Genomic DNA, 15,351 nt, shown 5'->3' with positions numbered 1-15,351 from the left:
CAGTTCCGCTCGCGAAGCCGTTCGAGTAGGTCGCTGATGGCTCGCTCCTCACGTCGCTGCGTCGAGAGTGTAGCGGCAGGTCCTCGACGTCCCCGACGCCGGCGTCAGCCGGCGAGGACGACGCCGAGCACGAGGGCTGCGAGCGATGCCAGCGCGGTGAGGGCGCCGTAGGCGCCGAGCGCGGCGCGCGAGCGCGCGCGCTGATGGGCGAAGGCCGCGGCGCCCGCGAGCACGACCACGGCCACCTTCGCCACGAGCACCGCGCGCCACGTCGAGGACTGGCCGGTGCTCGTGGCGGCGATGTTCCACACGCCGGTGCCGAGCAGCACGAGGTAGGCGGGCCACTCGATCCGGCCGAATGCCCGGGCGACGGCGCGCGGCGCGCCGGCGCCGAGCCGGCGGACGGTGGGGAGCAGACCGGCCACGGTGAGCTGGCCGCCGACCCACACGGCCGCCGCGGTCACGTGGAGGGACAGGCGGACGGCGGTCGTCGCCCCGGCGAGGGCGGCGACCGTGGAGCTGTCGGGGGGGAGCGCCACGTCCCGACCCTAGCGACGGGCGGTTCGCGCCGCCAACGAGCTTCCGGCGCGAGCGCCGCAGCGTGAGCGGCTCGCGGTCCGTGGGCTCCGCGCGTCCGGGGCGGTCGGCGGCGCCTCCGGCGGCGAGCCGGCGGGACGAGGCTCGCCTGTCCGGTCGGCTCTAGCCGGTGAAGGCGTGCGCCAGGTCCTCGAGGAGGCTCGCTGGGACGCGCTTCAGCTCGCCCACCGCCTCGGCGAGCGGCACCCGGCCGATCTCGGTGCCGTGGATGCCCACCATCGTGCCGAAGGCCTTGTCGTGCGCCGAATCCACGGCCGCGAGCCCGAGGCGCGTCGCGAGGACCCGGTCGAAGGCAGAGGGCGAGCCGCCTCGCTGCACGTGGCCGAGGATCGTGACGCGCGACTCGAGCCCCGTCTGGCGCTCGATGGTGGCGGCCACGACCGACCCGATGCCGCCCAGGCGCTCGTGATCGTACCGGTCGACCTCGGGCGCGGGCAGGTCCAGGGTGCCCTCGACCGGCTTCGCCCCCTCGGCGACGACGACGATGGAGGCGTAGCGCCCCTTGGCGTGGCGGCGCTTCAGCCAGTCGGAGGTCGCGGCGAGGTCGAAGGGCTGCTCGGGGACGAGCACGACGGCCGCGCCGGCGGCGAGGCCGGCGTGGATGGCGATCCAGCCGACGTGGCGCCCCATGACCTCGCAGACCATGACCCGATCGTGGGACTCCGCCGTCGTGTGGAGGCGGTCGATCGCGTCCACGGCGATCTGCACGGCGGTGTTGAAGCCAATCGTCACGTCGGTCCCGTTCACGTCATTGTCGATCGTCTTCGGGATCCCGACGACCGGGACGCCGAGCTCGGCCATGCGTCGTGCCACGCTCAAGGTCCCCTCGCCGCCGATGGCGACGAGGGCATCGAGGCCGTGGCGGTCGACCGTCGCCAGCGCGTCGTCGACGCCCCGGTCGAGCTTGAACGGGTTCGCCCGCGAGGTGCCGAGGATCGTGCCGCCGCGCGGCAGGATCCCGCGGCAGCGCTCGACGTCGAGGGGAGAGGCCTCGTCGCGCACGACGCCGAGCCAGCCGTCGCGAAAGCCCACGACCTCGTCGCCGTAGCTCACCGTCGCCTTGCGCACGACAGCCCGGATCGCGGCGTTCAGGCCAGGGCAGTCGCCGCCTCCGGTGAGCACTCCGATGCGCATCCCTCGTTCCCCGCAGCCCGTGGCACCTGGGCTCGCCCTGCGGCGCGCCGTGACCAACGCTACCGCCCGCGCGCTGCTCCCTCGCCACTGGCGCCTCGCGGCGCCGGCGCAGCGCCACCGCCAGGTCCCTGCCCGTCGAGGGTGCGCCGCGTGATGGCGCTCGGCAGACGCCACTCGCGCCTCGACGGCGCCCGGTCGCGCCGGCGCGCGAGGGCGCCGGGGCGCGTGGACGAGCACCGACCGGAGGGCTGGCGCGCCGTCCGGAGCAGAGCGAGCGTCGGCCGACCGAGGCGGACCCAGCTCGCCGCGGCCTGCGGGCGCGAGCGCCGTCTCGCGGGCAGGTGCTCGTCCCACCGCCGGAGGGTCGGTCGGCTCGCGTGGGCGCGCTGGCTACTCGCTGCGCTCGGTCCCGCTGGCCGCGGGCGCCTGCGACCCGTCGGGCGCCGGCGGCGGCGAGTGGTCCGGCTGCTCCTCGGGGACGTGCGTCGCCGGGGCGGAGGAGCCGAGCCTGATCCGCGCCGGCAGTCCCCTCATCGCGGGTGGGGCCTGTTCGACCAGCCGGCGCCACGTGGCGCGGAGCGTCCCGAGCGCACGGGCGCGGCGCGCCGCCCCCGCTCGCAGGTCGAGGAAGTAGGCGAGCCCTGCGCCAAGGCCCAGGGCGAGGCCGGTCCGTAGCAGGCGTCGCGTCCGGTGCTGCATCATCCGCCTCCTCTGCGGCACGGGCGTCGTCGCGTGGCGCAAGCTGCCTACCCGCTCGCCCTGCGCTGCTAACCGCGAGCCGCACGTGCTCGCGCACGGCGTGCTCTCGTCTCGTCTCGGGTCGCTCGACGGCGCGCCCGGTGCGAGCCGTAGGCGACCTCTCGGCACGAACGGCGGGTGGCTCACAGGTCGCGTGCGAGCGCCTCCCGGAGCGCGGCGAGGCTGCGGGCGAGCAGCCGCGAGACGTGCATCTGGCTCAGCCCGACACGGGCGGCGATCTCCGACTGGGTGAGGTCGTCCACGAAGCGGAGCCGGACGATGAGGCGCTCGCGCTCGGGCAGGGCGTTGAGGTACGGGAGGAGGACGGCTCGATCCTCCGCCGTCGTGAACTCCTCGTCCTCCCTCCCCAGCCGGCCCCCGAGGGTGTCGCCCTCGGGTCCTGGGCTGTCGAGCGAAGCCGAGCGGTAGGCGTGGCCGGCCTCGAGCGCCTCGAGCACCTCCTCCTCGGTGGCGGCAGCCGCCGCGGCGAGCTCCGCGACCGTCGGGGAGCGCCGGAGCCGTTGCGAGAGCTCCTCGAGGATCGGGCCGAGGCTCAGGTAGAGCTCCTGGACGCGCCGCGGGGCGCGCACCGACCACCCGCGGTCTCGGAAGTGCCGCTTGAGCTCGCCGACGATCGTCTTCGTGGCGTAGGCGGAGAACTCGAAGCCGAGGTCCGGGTTGAAGCCCTCGACCGACTTGATGAGGCCGATGGAGGCTGCCTGGTAGAGGTCGTCGAAGGACTCGCTCCGGTTCGCGAAGCGCCGAGCGAGCTGCTCGACGAGCCCGAGGTGCAAGGTGACGAGGCGGTCCCGGAGGCGCCGATCGCGGGTGGTGGCGTACTCGTGGAAGAGCGCCGTCACCGAGTCGTCGCGTTCAACCTCTTGCATCGCGGTCGCCGACCGTTCGGCGCACCTGGATCCAGCCGCGTCGGGTGCTGATCGACTGGCGCTCGATGGCGTGGGCCTCCGTGAGCGCGTCGAGGATCCGCTCCGAGAGGATGCGCTGGGGGAGGATCCCCGCATCGCCCGAGTCGGGCTCCTCCTCGTCGTCATCCGCGACGACCCCCGAGGCGGTGCACGTGATCTCGAGCAGCTCGTCGCTGAAGACGAACTCGAGATCCGCTCGGGCCTGCGGGGTGGCGCCGGCCGTCGTCGAGATCACGAGCTCGTCGACCGCCAGCCTGAGGTCCTCGATCTCGTCGACGGCGAAGCCGAGCTGGGACGCGAGGGCGCTCGCGCACATGCGCGCGAGCGCGCCGAAGCGCGCGTCGGCCGGAAGCGAGAGGAGGACGCGTTCCCTCCCGAGTCCGCGCAGGGCGTCGCGCTCGGGCTCCTCGCGTGCGGTCATGACCGTGCCGGGAGCGCCTCGCGGCGCGCAGCGACGACCTCGAACTGCGAGGCCAGGCCCGTCACCTCGAGCACCTTCGCGATCTGGGGTCGGGTCACGACGAGGCGCACGCTCGCGCCCAGGGCGCGCTTGCGGGCGGCGACGAGGACGCTGATGCCGGTCGAGTCGAGGAACGTCACCTCGCTCAGGTCGACGACGACGAGCGGCTCGTCGGCAGGGACGCCGAGCAGACCGTCGCGCAGCAGGGGAGCGGTCGAGACGTCGACCTCGCCGATCGCTGTCACCACGGGGACCCCTCGATCGCGAGCGACCGAGACCGTCAGGACGTCGTTCATCGCTCTCGTGCTCCTCGCCTCGCCGAATGCGGGCAGACACGCCTCGCGACGCACTCTCGCCTCACGTCGTCACGCGGTCCCCCGAAGGATACGGGCCCTCGCAGGCGCGCGCACACTGGCAGGAACGGCCGCGCGCGCCGCCGCGAGGACCCCCGCGGCGGGCAGACTGGTGCCAGGTCGCACCGGCGCGGTGGTCGGCGCTGCGAGGGAGGAGGTCCCCGCCCGGATCCGGGAGCCGATGAGGCGCCGGAGACGAGGAGGTCCGGGCGCGTGCGGCCGTGCCGACACGGCGACTGACCCGGTCGGCGGTGCGGCTCCCGGCCGCTCGCGCGCCGGGCCGAGGGCCTCGCCGCCAGCGGTTCGCGACGCGAGGGCGAAGGAGGAGGTGCCGGTGCCGAAGGCGCTCTCGCCGATGCTCCCCGTCCCGGCCAGGCGTCCCCCCGCCGGCCCTGGCTGGACGTTCGAGTTCAAGTGGGACGGGCTGCGCGCGCTCGCCTTCGTCGAGGGCGGACGCGTCGTCCTGCGCTCGCGCCGCGGCCGGTCGATCGGCGCCGCGTACCCCGAGACCGGCGAGCTCGGCTCGCTGCTCGGCGCGCGCCGCGCCATCCTCGACGGCGAGGTCGTCGCCCTCGACGAGCGCGGACGCCCGAGCTTCGAGCGCCTACAGGAGCGCCTCAACGTCGCGAGCGCGCGCCGCGTCGCCGCTGCGGCCCGCCGCGTGCCGGTGACGTACCTGCTCTTCGACGTCTGCTACCTCGACGGCCGGTCCCTGCTCGCCGAGCCCTACCTCCGTCGGCGAGCGCTGCTCGAGGAGCTCGGCATCGCTGGCGCCGCCGCGGCCGTCCCAGCGGACGCCGGACGCGACGGCGAGGCGGCGCTTGCCGTGGCCCGCGAGGCCGGCATCGAGGGGGTGGTCGCCAAGCGGGACGACAGCTCCTACGAACCGGGCCGCCGCTCGAGGGCGTGGGTGAAGGTGCGTGACGTCCGCACCCAGGAGGTCGTCGTGGCCGGCTACACGCCGGGGGAGGCCGGGCGCGCCGGCACCATCGGCGCGCTCGTGCTCGCCGTGCAGGGGGCCGCCGGCCTCGAGTACGTGGGGCGGGTCGGCTCGGGCATGAGCGAGGAGGCGCGGCGCGAGCTCGTTCGCCGCCTCGAGCGGCTCGCGACGGGCGCCCCGGTGCGAGGCGCGCCGCCCGACGTCGCCGTTCGCTGGGTCGAGCCGTCGCTCGTCGGGGAGGTCGAGTTCGCGCGCTGGACACGCGCCGGGCGGCTGCGCCACCCGGCCTGGCGCGGCCTGCGCCCGGACAAGCGGGCGGAGGAGGTCGTGCGTGCGTGAGCGCCGCCTCGAGGTGGAGGTCGACGGTCGGCTGCTCTCGGTGGCGAACCTCGACAAGGTGCTCTACCCGGCGTCGGGCTTCACGAAGGGCGACCTCATCTCCTACTACGTCGCCGTCGCACCGGCCATCCTTGGCCATCTCGCGGGCCGGCCGGTCACGCTCGCGCGCTTCCCCGACGGAGTGGAGGGCCGTTCGTTCCTCGAGAAGCACGTCCCCGCCCACGCCCCCGCGTGGCTCGAGACGGTCGAGGTGCCGCGGGTGCTCGGCCGCAGGACGCGGCGCGACGCGCTCGAGCAGGCCGTCGTCTCGAGCGTCGCAGGGCTCGTCTGGGCGGCGAACCTGGCGGCGATCGAGCTGCACGTCCCGATGTGGCGGGTCGACACCGGGCCGTCGCCGCGCCCGGACCTCGTGGTCTTCGACCTCGACCCGGGGCCGGGCGTCGGCGTGCTCGAGTGCATCCCGGTCGCCGTCGCGCTGCGCCGGGAGCTCGAGGCGCGGGGTCTCGAGGCGGTCCCGAAGACGAGCGGCCGGAAGGGCCTCCACCTCTACGCGCGCCTCGAACCGCCTCGCGCCTGGCAGGACGTGCGCAGCGAGGCCTACGAGGTGGCGCGCCGCATCGAGGCCGAGGAGCCGCGACGGGTCGTCACGAGCATGGCGCGCGCTCGGAGGCCGGGCCGAGTCCTCATCGACTGGAGCCAGAACCACCCGGCGAAGACGACCGTGGCGGCCTACTCGCTACGGGCGGAGGCCACCCCGAGCGTGTCCGCGCCCCTTCGCTGGGAGGAGCTCGCGGCGGCCGAGCGAGCGGGACGCGCCGACGGGCTGCGCTTTCGACCTGCCGAGGTCCTCGCCCGGCTCGACCGCTACGGCGACCTCTTCGCAGGCCTCGCCGTCCGGTCGTGAGCCGCCCGAGGCAGCGAGCGCCCAGGACGGATCGCGTGCCGCGTTGGGTGCCGCCCGGCGTCCGGGCCGTCTGCCCCGGTCCGCACCGAGGCGGCTGGCGCCGGGGCACGGTCCACCTCGAGGTGACCGCAGGCGCTGCATGCGTAGATGGTGCGCCAGGGCGCCAAGAGGCCGGTGGCGATGAGGTCGGGATCGAACGGCGCGTGCTCGACCATCTCCTCTCGGCACTCGGGGCAGGGGGGCACGGGGCTTCCTCCGGCAGGGCAGCGGTGGCGGGGGGACGCGTTCAGGTCTCGGGCACGCTCGGCTCGGCGAGCGCGCCGAGCACGAGGCGCAGCAGGCTCGAGGGCCCGAGGCGCTGCGCGCCGAGCCGGAGCTCGAGGGGCACGAGGACCCGCCGCTGGAGAGCCTCGACGGGGGTGGCGCTCCGTTCGGCGGTGAGGAGCACCTCCTCGGCGAGGAAGGCGACCGTTCGGTGCCACGCCCACAGCTCGGGCCGGTCGGCGACGTCGGCGGGTCGCTCGGCGAGCGCGTGCAGCCGCTGGCGCGAGGCGTGCGCGAGGCAGTTCATCCACGCCCAGGCGGGCACGGAGCCGTCCGCCTCGCTCAGCACCTCGGCGATGGAGCCGTCGAGGAAGCGGTCGCACTCGGCGAGGAGCAGGTCCGTCGAGACGGCCGCGGGCTCATGGTCCCGGAAGCGCATCACGGCGAGCTGGCCGCACGCTCTCGTGCGCTGGGTCGGTCGCTCCGCTGCCCCACGTGCTTCCTCTTACCCCCGGCCGGCGGGGCCCATGCCGGCGCGCCGGGGCGACCGGCGCTCGCCGGGTGGTGGTCGGCGTGCCGGGATGCTGTAGTGGTAGCGACGCGGCTGCCGCACCGGCGCCGCCCGACAGCGCGAGGGACCCTATGACCGTGCTCCGCCCTGGCGAGTACAAGGTGGCCGATCTCGGTCTCGCCGACTTCGGCCGGCGGGAGATCGCGCTCGCCGAGCACGAGATGCCTGGCCTCATGGCGCTACGCGCCGAGCTCGGACCCGACCAGCCCCTCGCCGGGGCTCGCATCAGCGGGTCGCTGCACATGACCGTGCAGACGGCCGTGCTGATCGAGACGCTGGTGGCGCTCGGCGCGCAGGTGCGCTGGGCGTCGTGCAACATCTTCTCGACCCAGGACCACGCCGCCGCCGCTGTCGTCGTCGGTCCCGAGGGCACGCCGGGGTCGCCGGCGGGCGTGCCGGTCTTCGCCTGGAAGGGGGAGACGCTCGAGGAGTACTGGTGGTGCACGGAGCGGGCCCTCGACTGGGGCGCCGGGACGGGCCCGAACATGATCCTCGACGACGGCGGGGACGCGACCCTCCTCGTCCACCTCGGGGCCGAGGCGGAGCAGGCGGGGAAGGTGCCCGACACCCCCGCCGACGCCCCCGAGGACCTCGTCGTCCTCCACGAGCTGCTGCGCCGCTCGCTCGAGGACGATCCCGGGCGCTGGACGGCGGTCGCTCGGGGGGTGCTCGGGGTCACCGAGGAGACGACCACCGGGGTGCACCGCCTCTACCAGCGGCAGGCAGCCGGAACGCTGCTCTTCCCGGCGATCAACGTCAACGACTCGGTGACGAAGTCGAAGTTCGACAACCGGTACGGCTGTCGGCACTCGCTCATCGACGGCATCAACCGGGCGACCGACGTCCTGATCGGCGGGAAGGTCGCCGTGGTGTGCGGCTACGGGGACGTCGGCAAGGGGTGCGCCGAGGCGCTCCGGGGCCAGGGGGCGCGCGTCGTCGTCACGGAGATCGACCCGATCTGCGCCCTCCAGGCGGCGATGGACGGCTACGAGGTGACGACGCTCGAGGACGTCGTCGAGCGCGGCGACATCTTCGTCACCGCGACGGGGAACCGCGACGTCATCACCGCCGCGCACATGGCGCGGATGAAGCACCAGGCGATCGTGGGCAACATCGGCCACTTCGACAACGAGATCGACGTCGCGGGCCTGGCACGCGTCCCGGGCATCTCCAGGGTGAGCATCAAGCCGCAGGTCGACGAGTGGCGCTTCCCCGACGGCCACGCCGTGATCGTCCTGTCGGAGGGCCGCCTGCTCAACCTCGGGAACGCCACGGGCCACCCGAGCTTCGTCATGTCGACGTCCTTCACGAACCAGGTGATCGCCCAGATCGAGCTGTTCACGAAGCGGGGCGAGTACGACCGGCGCGTCCACGTGCTGCCGAAGCACCTCGACGAGCGCGTCGCCCGCCTGCACCTCGACGCCCTCGGCGTGAAGCTGACGACCCTCACCCCCGAGCAGGCGGCGTACATCGGGCGTCCGGTCGAGGGTCCGTACAAGCCCGACCACTACCGCTACTGAGCCTGGATCACCGTCCGACGCCGGCCGGACGGCGCGCCGCCGCAGGGCGGCCTGGATGCCATGGGAAGGGCGTGGATCGGCCGTCGCCCCGCCCAACGGGCGTGGGTCGATCGAGCGATCGCCGGTTCCCTTCCAGCTGGACGGCACCGGGGCGTTCTGCCGGCGCTCTCGATCCGGCCGCTCAGGTGCGACGCGAGCGCAGCCGCGCGTGGCTCGGCTGCCACCGCTCGGCCCACGGCCAGCCTGTCGGCAGGTGAGCCCAGCGGCGACAGGCAGCTCGCGCGAGACGCTCGGCGACGGCGAGGAGGCAGGGGAGAGTCGCCCGGGCAGTGGGTCCACGCTGCGGCGCCGCCTCGCCGCTGGTGCGCTCAGGCGCGCGCCAGCTTCTCGCTCAGGTGTGCCGGGACCTCGGCGTAGTGGTCGTGGTGGACCGAGAAGGTGCCGTAGCCGCCGGTCAGCGACCGGAGGTCCATGGCGTAGCGCACGAGCTCGGCGCTCGGGACGAGCGCGGTGATGACCTGCTGCCCGGTCTCGTCGAGCTCGCTGCCGACGACGCGTCCCCGCCTCGCGTTCACGTCGGCGAGGACCTCGCCTTGCAGGCGCGCCGGGACGCGCACCTCGAGGCGGGAGATCGGCTCGAGCAGGACCGGGTTCGCCTTCCGGAGCGCCTCCTGGAAGGCCAGCGACGCCGCGATCTCGAAGCTCGTCTCCGAGGAGTCGACGCTGTGGAACTTGCCGTCGACGCAGCGGGCGCGCACGTCGACGACGGGGTAGCCGAAGACGCCACCCCGGCGCATCGCCTTCTCGATGCCGTGCTGGACCGCGGGCAGGAACTGCCGGGGGATGGCGCCGCCGACGATCTCGTCCACGAACTCGAACCCCTCGCCGCGCGCGAGGGGCTCGAGCTTCAAGACGACGACGCCGAACTGCCCGTGGCCGCCGGTCTGCTTCTTGTGGCGACCCTCGGCCTCGGCCGGCGAGGTGATCGTCTCCTGGTAGGGGATCCGCAGCGCCTCGACGTCGATCTCCACGCCGAACTTGCGCTGGAGGCGCTCGCACACCACGTTGAGGTGGGTGTCGCCGAGGACCGTGAGGACCGTCTGCTGGGTCTGCTCGTCGTGGTGCACCGAGAGCGCACCGTCCTCCTCCTCGAGGCGGTGGAGGCTCGTCATGAGCTTGTCCTCGTCGCCTGACTTCCGCGGGCGGATCGCCACCGCGAGCTGGGGCGGCGAGAGGGGCGGCATCTCGGCGACGACCGGCGAGCCCTTCGGTGCCAGCGTGTCGCCGGCCTGGGCGTCGGCGAGCTTGGCGACCGCGACGATGTCGCCAGCGGGTGCCTCGCCCAGGGCGTAGGTCTCCTTGCCCCGCATCATCTGCAGCGCGTGCAGGCGCTCCTCGGACTTCGTGCGGCTGTTGACGAGCACCGTGTCGGGCCGCAGCGTCCCGGAGATCACCTGGAGCAGCGAGATGCGCCCGACGAAGGGATCGATGATCGTCTTGAACACCCGCGCCAGCGGCTCGCCGCTCGGGTCTCGAGCCACCTCCACCGACCGGTCCCCGGCCCGCACGCGCACGGGCCGGCTCGGCGCGATCTCGCGGATGAAGGCGGCCAGCCGGTCGATCGCGACGTTCGTCGTGGCCGAGCCGCACACGACGGGGAAGACCGAGCAGGCCGCGACGCCGGTCGCGAGGGTCGCCTCGAGCTCTGCCATGGAGGGCGTGTCGCCCTCCAGGTAGCGTTCCATGAGCTCGTCGTCGGCGACGACGATGCCCTCGACGAGGCTGTCGCGCACCCGGTGCTCGAGCTCGGCGATCTCCTCGGGGATCGGGCCGCGCCGGGGCGCCCCGCCCTCGTAGCAGATGGCCTCGTCAGCGAGCAGGTCGGCGATCCCGCGGAAGGAGGCCTCCTCGCCGATCGGCAGCTCGAGCGGCGCGACGCCCGCGCCGAAGACCTCGCGCAGCTGGTCGAGGACGCGGGAGAAGTCCGCGTGCTCGCGGTCGAGCTTGTTGACGAAGACCATCCGCGGGACGCCGAGGGCCTCCGCCGCCCGCCAGACCACCTCCGTCTGGACCTGGACCCCGTCGACGGCGCTCACGACGACGACCGCCAGGTCGGCGACGGCGAGGGCCCGCTCGGCCTCGGGGAGGAAGTCGGGGAAGCCGGGCGTGTCGATCACGTTGACCTTCTCGCCCTCGAGGACGTAGGGCGCGAGGGCGAGCGAGACGGAGAAGCGCCGCTTCAGCTCCTCCGGCTCGAAGTCGCAGGTCGCCGTGCCGTCCTCGACGCGCCCGACGCGCGCGGCCGTGGCGGTGGCGAGCAGCAGCGCGTCGGCGAGGGTCGTCTTGCCCACGCCGGTGTGGCCGACGAGGGCGACCGTCCGTACCGGCGCAGTGCTGGGGGCCATGCACACCTCGCTTCGGGGAGGGTCCTCGGCGCATGGTAGCGCCCAGTCCCGCCGTCGAGGCCGGGACGCCTAGCCAGCCACGGACGCGCCGGCGCGCCGGGAGAGGTCGGCGCACTCGAGGCACACGGCGGGCGGCACGAGCCCGAGGCGCATGGCGAGGCCGAAGAGCTGGCACCCGACGCAGTAGCCGATCGCCGCCTCGAGGAGCGCCGGGACGGCGAGCGCACCGAGCAGCGCGCGCGCCGCGACCGGCTCGCCGGCGAGCCAGAGGGCGAGCGCCGAGCTCGAGAAGGTGCACCCGATGGCCTGGGCGAAGCGCTTGGGCGGGCCGGGGTGCAGCTTGGCGTGCCGGCCCAGCCGGGGCGCCACGACCCTCGTCGCCAGCAGTGCGAGGGGGCTGAGCCGCGGGCCGGCGAGGACGCGTGCGGCGAAGCCGTACGCGAGCGGGACCGCGAGCCACAGTGCCGGGAGCGTCGCCGCGAGGGCGGCCATCACGACGACGCCGACTGCCACCGTGCGCGCCGCCGCGTCGTTCACCCAGCGCGGGAAGGCTGGCAGCGCCACACGCCGAGTCTAGGCGCCCACGGCGCGTCCCGGACCGGGTCGTGCCGGCGACGGTCCGGACGCGGGCTCAGTGGGGCTGCTCGCCGGCGAGGAGGGCGAGCGCGTGCGGCAGGACGTCGAGCACGGCCTCGAGCGACTCGACCGCTCCCCTCGCCGACCCGGGGAGGTTGAGGACGAGGCAGGCGCCGACGGTCCCAGCGAGGCCGCGGCTCAGGCGCCCGAGCGGGCTCGCGGCTCGCGCGGCTTCGGCGAGGCCGGGCGCCTCGCGCTCGAGGACGCGCCGGGTCGCCTCGGGCGTGAGGTCGAGCGGCCCGAAGCCCGTGCCCCCCGTCGACACGACGAGCCCCGCGAAGCCCGACGCCATCTCCCGCAGTGCCGAGGAGACCGGCTCCACCCCGTCGCCGACGACGCGCCGCTCGAGGACGCGAAAGCCGGCGCGCTCGAGCGCCTCGGCGAGCGCGGGGCCGGCGGTGTCCGCTCGCCGCCCCTCGCTCCCCGCGCTCGACACCGTCAGGATCTTCGCCTCGAGCCGGGAGCCGAGGGCCGGGCGCGCGGGCGCCTCGTCGGCGCAGCCTCCGGAGACCGGCGGCAGCACGGCGAGCTCGTCGGACGCGCCGAGCGGCTGCGAGGGCAGCGCGGGCTCGCCGTTCACCCAGAGGGCGCTCGTCTCGAGCACCTGCGCGAAGGCGGGGCCGAAGCGCTCGACGGCGGCGGCGAGGACCTCCTCGGGCGTGGACCCGGGCACCTCGGCGCCGGGGCTGCCGGCGGCCTCGCGCGCCGGACCGAACAGCCGCAGGTGTGGCAACGTCAGCCGCCGATCATCGACATCGATCGCCGGGGCGGGCTGAAGGTCGGGTCGCCGATCCCGTGACCGGCGCGCTTCGCGCCGACCGAGGCGTGGAACAGCGCGGCGAGCTCGTCGTCGGACCCACCCCGGCGCAGCACGTCGCGCAGCGAGAGCTCGTCGTCGGAGAACAGGCAGTTGCGCAGCGCGCCCTCGGCGGTGACGCGCAGGCGGTCGCAGGTCCCGCAGAACGGGCGGGTCACGCTGGCGACGACGCCGATCTCGCCGCAGCCGTCGGCGAAGCGGTAGCGCGCGGCGGGCGCGGGCTCGCCCGGGGCCTCGACCGCCTCGAGCGGCCAGCGCTCGTCGATGCGCGCGACGACCTCGTCGGAGGGCACGACGAGGCGGCGGTCCCAGCGCCGGTCGGCGTCGAGCGGCATGAACTCGATGAACCGGACGACCCGCCCCGCCTCGCGGGCGAAGGCGGCGAAGTCGAGCACCTCGTCGTCGTTGACGCCGGCGACGAGGACGACGTTCACCTTGATCGGCGCGAGGCCCGCCGCCTCAGCGGCATCCATCGCCTCGAGCACCGACGAGAGCCGGCCCCCCCGCCGGATCGCCGCGAAGCGGTCCTCGCGCAGCGAGTCGCAGCTCACGTTGACCCGCCGCAGGCCGGCCGTCGCGAGGGGGCGGGCGAGCGCGGCGAGGCGCATGCCGTTCGTCGTGAGCGCGAGGTCCTCGAAGCCGAGGGACGCGAGGCGCGCGACGAGGTCGGCCAGTCCCGCGCGCACGAGGGGCTCGCCCCCGGTGAGGCGGACCGCGGTGATCCCGAGATCGCGCGCGACGCGCGCGATCCGCTCGATCTCGTCGAAGCTGAGCAGCTCGGCGGCGGGGAGGAAGCGCACCCCCTCGGCGGGCATGCAGTAGGAGCAGCGCAGGTTGCATCGGTCGGTGACCGAGAGTCGCAGGTCGGTGTGGAGCCTGCCGAAGCGGTCGACGAGGGGCCCGGTGCCGCGGCCTGACCGGCGAGCGGGCGGGTCGCGGCGAAGGAGGACTCGCTGCGGGGTGAGCGCGGCCTTCACGGACCGAGCACCTCGAGGCGGTCGGGATCGAGCAGCAGGACGCGCACCGCCTCTCCCGGCCCCGGCCCCTCGCCGTCGGGCAGCACGACGAGGGCGTTGGCTCGCGCCAGGGCGCTGAGCTGGTGGGAGCCCTGGCCGCCGGCCGAGCGGACCTCCAGCCTGCCGCGTCCGTCGACGCCGGCCACCGCGCGCAGGAAGTGCGTCCGGCCGTCGGGGCGCCGGCGGAAGGCCTCCGCCGCGCGCGCCTCGAGGAGGGGCGGCTCGATCGAGCGCTCGCCCGCCATCGCCCGCAGCGCGGGCCGCGCGAGGAGCTCGAAGGAGACGAGCGCGGAGACCGGGTTCCCCGGGAGGCCGAAGACGGGGGTCGCGCGCGGCCCGATCTCCCCGTAGACGAAGGGCTTGGCGGGCTTGATCGACACCTCCATCGAGCGGCACGCGCCGCTCGCCATCTTCGCGAGCACGTCGTGGAGGACGTCGCGGTCGCCGTGGCTCGCCCCGCCCGTGGCGAGGACGGCGTCGCACTCCGCTGCCCGTTCGAGCGCGGCGGCGATCGCGGTCTCGTCGTCGTGCACGATGCCGAGGTCGACCGGGTCGAAGCCGGCGCGCGCGAGGAGGGCGAGGAGGGCGGGTCGGTTGGCGTCGCGGATCTTCCCCGGCGGCAGCGGGCCGGCACCGGCCACGAGCTCGCTCCCGGTGGCGAGCACGCCCACCTTCGGGCGGGGGTGGACCTCGAGCGCCTCGATGCCGAGGCCGGCCAGCACGCCGAGGTGGGCGGGGCCGAGGACGGTGCCGGGGCGAAAGAGCACCTCTCCCGAGCGCAGGTCCTCCCCGGGCTGGCGGACGTTGTCCCCCGGCTCCACGGGCTCCTCCAGGACGACCACGTCCCCGCTGGGCGACGCCAGGTGGCTCGCCTCGAGGACGCACACGGCGTCCGCCCCCGGCGGGATCGGCGCACCGGTCATGATGCGCGCGGCCTGGCCCGGACCGAGTGGCCGCCCTGGCGCGTCGCCTGCCATGACCGCCGCGACCACCTCGAGCCGGGTGGGCGCCTGCCGGCAGTCCGCGGCGCGCACGGCGTAGCCGTCCATCGCCGCGTTCGCGAAGGGCGGCACCGCCTCGCCGGCGACGACCGCGCTCGCCAGCACGCAGCCGAGCGCGTCGGCCCTGGTGCGCTTGGTCGGCCCGAGCGGGGCCTGGCGCCCGACGACGAAGGCGCGCGCCTCCTCGAGGGGGATCACGGCGCGATCCCCTCGCAGCCACCGCGTGCCTCCGGTCGCGCGTCGGGGGCCCGGAGGCGCTGCGCGCCGAGCGCCCAGGCTTCCCCGTTCGCCCAGGTCTCGCGCTTCCAGATCGGCACGGCCGCCTTCACGGTGTCGATGAGGTAGCGGGCGGCGGCGAAGGCCACGTCGCGCGAGGGCGCGGTGGCGACGACGACGACGGCGATCTCCTCAGGGGCGAGCGTGCCGGTTCGGTGGAGCAGGACGAGCCGGCCCAGCTCCGGCCAGCGCGCACGCGCCGAGCGAGCGACGTCGGCGAGCGCCCGTTCGGCGGCGCCCGGGTAGCACTCGTAGTCGAGACGGACGACGCCCGGCCGTCCCTCGGAGTGGTCGCGCACGGTCCCGCTGAAGCTCACGAGCGCGCCGCAGCGTGCGGTCACCGCCCAGGCGAGCGCGTCGGCGAGCGGGAGCGGATCGGCTCCGATGGCGACCCAGTCGTCGAGGCCGCGCGGGGGGTCCACCGGGCCGATCGTAGCGGGGGAGGTGCGCCGGC

16 protein-coding genes are annotated in these 15,351 nt (G+C 75.1%); 3 read left to right on the top strand and 13 right to left on the bottom strand.

Going from position 1 to position 15,351, the window contains the following annotated elements; genetic code table 11:
* Positions 1-104: 104 nt before the first annotated feature.
* From VKV23_06945 to VKV23_06920, 6 genes are all read right to left on the bottom strand, one after another.
* Positions 105-539, bottom strand: a complete 435-nt coding sequence (locus tag VKV23_06945; protein HLI15771.1) for a hypothetical protein — start codon at positions 537-539, stop codon at positions 105-107.
* A gap of 160 nt (positions 540-699) precedes the next feature.
* The gene (locus VKV23_06940) at positions 700-1,731 is read right to left on the bottom strand and encodes an ATP-dependent 6-phosphofructokinase (protein ID HLI15770.1); all 1,032 of its coding nucleotides are present in this window, start codon (positions 1,729-1,731) and stop codon (positions 700-702) included.
* Positions 1,732-2,121: 390 nt separating this feature from the next.
* Positions 2,122-2,430, bottom strand: a complete 309-nt coding sequence (locus tag VKV23_06935) for a hypothetical protein (GenBank protein ID HLI15769.1) — start codon at positions 2,428-2,430, stop codon at positions 2,122-2,124.
* A 182-nt stretch (positions 2,431-2,612) separates the two neighbouring features.
* A complete protein-coding gene (locus VKV23_06930; protein HLI15768.1) occupies positions 2,613-3,356 on the bottom strand; it encodes a SigB/SigF/SigG family RNA polymerase sigma factor in 744 nt (247 codons plus the stop codon).
* Positions 3,343-3,816 (bottom strand): hypothetical protein, encoded by a 474-nt coding sequence (locus tag VKV23_06925; protein ID HLI15767.1) that lies wholly within the window; start codon positions 3,814-3,816, stop codon positions 3,343-3,345. The genes VKV23_06930 and VKV23_06925 overlap by 14 nt, the downstream gene beginning before the upstream one ends.
* Complete coding sequence (locus VKV23_06920) at positions 3,813-4,151, bottom strand: STAS domain-containing protein (GenBank protein HLI15766.1); 339 nt, start codon at positions 4,149-4,151, stop codon at positions 3,813-3,815. The genes VKV23_06925 and VKV23_06920 overlap by 4 nt, the downstream gene beginning before the upstream one ends.
* A gap of 391 nt (positions 4,152-4,542) precedes the next feature.
* Between VKV23_06920 and ligD (VKV23_06915) the strand changes: the two genes are divergently transcribed.
* Both ligD (VKV23_06915) and ligD (VKV23_06910) read left to right on the top strand, forming a co-directional pair.
* On the top strand, positions 4,543-5,487 hold the full coding sequence (gene ligD / locus VKV23_06915; protein ID HLI15765.1) for a non-homologous end-joining DNA ligase: 945 nt from the start codon (positions 4,543-4,545) through the stop codon (positions 5,485-5,487).
* Positions 5,480-6,391 (top strand): non-homologous end-joining DNA ligase, encoded by a 912-nt coding sequence (gene ligD / locus VKV23_06910; protein ID HLI15764.1) that lies wholly within the window; start codon positions 5,480-5,482, stop codon positions 6,389-6,391. Before ligD (VKV23_06915) ends, ligD (VKV23_06910) begins: the two co-directional genes overlap by 8 nt.
* 286 nt (positions 6,392-6,677) lie before the next feature.
* Here ligD (VKV23_06910) and VKV23_06905 read toward each other — a convergent pair whose 3' ends face one another.
* The gene (locus VKV23_06905; protein ID HLI15763.1) at positions 6,678-7,094 is read right to left on the bottom strand and encodes a hypothetical protein; all 417 of its coding nucleotides are present in this window, start codon (positions 7,092-7,094) and stop codon (positions 6,678-6,680) included.
* Positions 7,095-7,297: 203 nt separating this feature from the next.
* Here VKV23_06905 and ahcY point away from each other — a divergent pair, with 203 nt between their 5' ends.
* The gene (gene ahcY / locus VKV23_06900) at positions 7,298-8,746 is read left to right on the top strand and encodes an adenosylhomocysteinase (GenBank protein ID HLI15762.1); all 1,449 of its coding nucleotides are present in this window, start codon (positions 7,298-7,300) and stop codon (positions 8,744-8,746) included.
* A 368-nt stretch (positions 8,747-9,114) separates the two neighbouring features.
* Here the strand turns inward: ahcY and VKV23_06895 are convergent, their stop codons facing one another.
* From VKV23_06895 to VKV23_06870, 6 genes are all read right to left on the bottom strand, one after another.
* On the bottom strand, positions 9,115-11,151 hold the full coding sequence (locus VKV23_06895; protein HLI15761.1) for an elongation factor G: 2,037 nt from the start codon (positions 11,149-11,151) through the stop codon (positions 9,115-9,117).
* Positions 11,152-11,220: 69 nt separating this feature from the next.
* Positions 11,221-11,715, bottom strand: coding sequence for a DUF4395 domain-containing protein (locus tag VKV23_06890; GenBank protein HLI15760.1), 495 nt, complete (start codon positions 11,713-11,715; stop codon positions 11,221-11,223).
* Positions 11,716-11,782: 67 nt separating this feature from the next.
* A complete protein-coding gene (locus VKV23_06885) occupies positions 11,783-12,520 on the bottom strand; it encodes a molybdenum cofactor synthesis domain-containing protein (GenBank protein HLI15759.1) in 738 nt (245 codons plus the stop codon).
* A gap of 2 nt (positions 12,521-12,522) precedes the next feature.
* Positions 12,523-13,581 (bottom strand): GTP 3',8-cyclase MoaA, encoded by a 1,059-nt coding sequence (gene moaA, locus VKV23_06880; GenBank protein HLI15758.1) that lies wholly within the window; start codon positions 13,579-13,581, stop codon positions 12,523-12,525.
* Positions 13,578-14,819: a gephyrin-like molybdotransferase Glp gene (gene glp, locus VKV23_06875; protein HLI15757.1), complete on the bottom strand. Its 1,242-nt coding sequence runs from the start codon at positions 14,817-14,819 to the stop codon at positions 13,578-13,580. The genes moaA and glp overlap by 4 nt, the downstream gene beginning before the upstream one ends.
* Positions 14,816-15,319 (bottom strand): molybdenum cofactor biosynthesis protein MoaE, encoded by a 504-nt coding sequence (locus VKV23_06870; protein ID HLI15756.1) that lies wholly within the window; start codon positions 15,317-15,319, stop codon positions 14,816-14,818. Before VKV23_06870 ends, glp begins: the two co-directional genes overlap by 4 nt.
* Positions 15,320-15,351 lie beyond the last annotated feature (32 nt).

The organism is Acidimicrobiales bacterium (assembly GCA_035294085.1).
Taxonomy (GTDB): Bacteria; Actinomycetota; Acidimicrobiia; order Acidimicrobiales; family Bog-793; genus DATGLP01.
The sequence above is the reverse complement of the archived record's forward strand: the minus strand, read 5'-3'. Positions and strand labels throughout refer to the sequence as shown.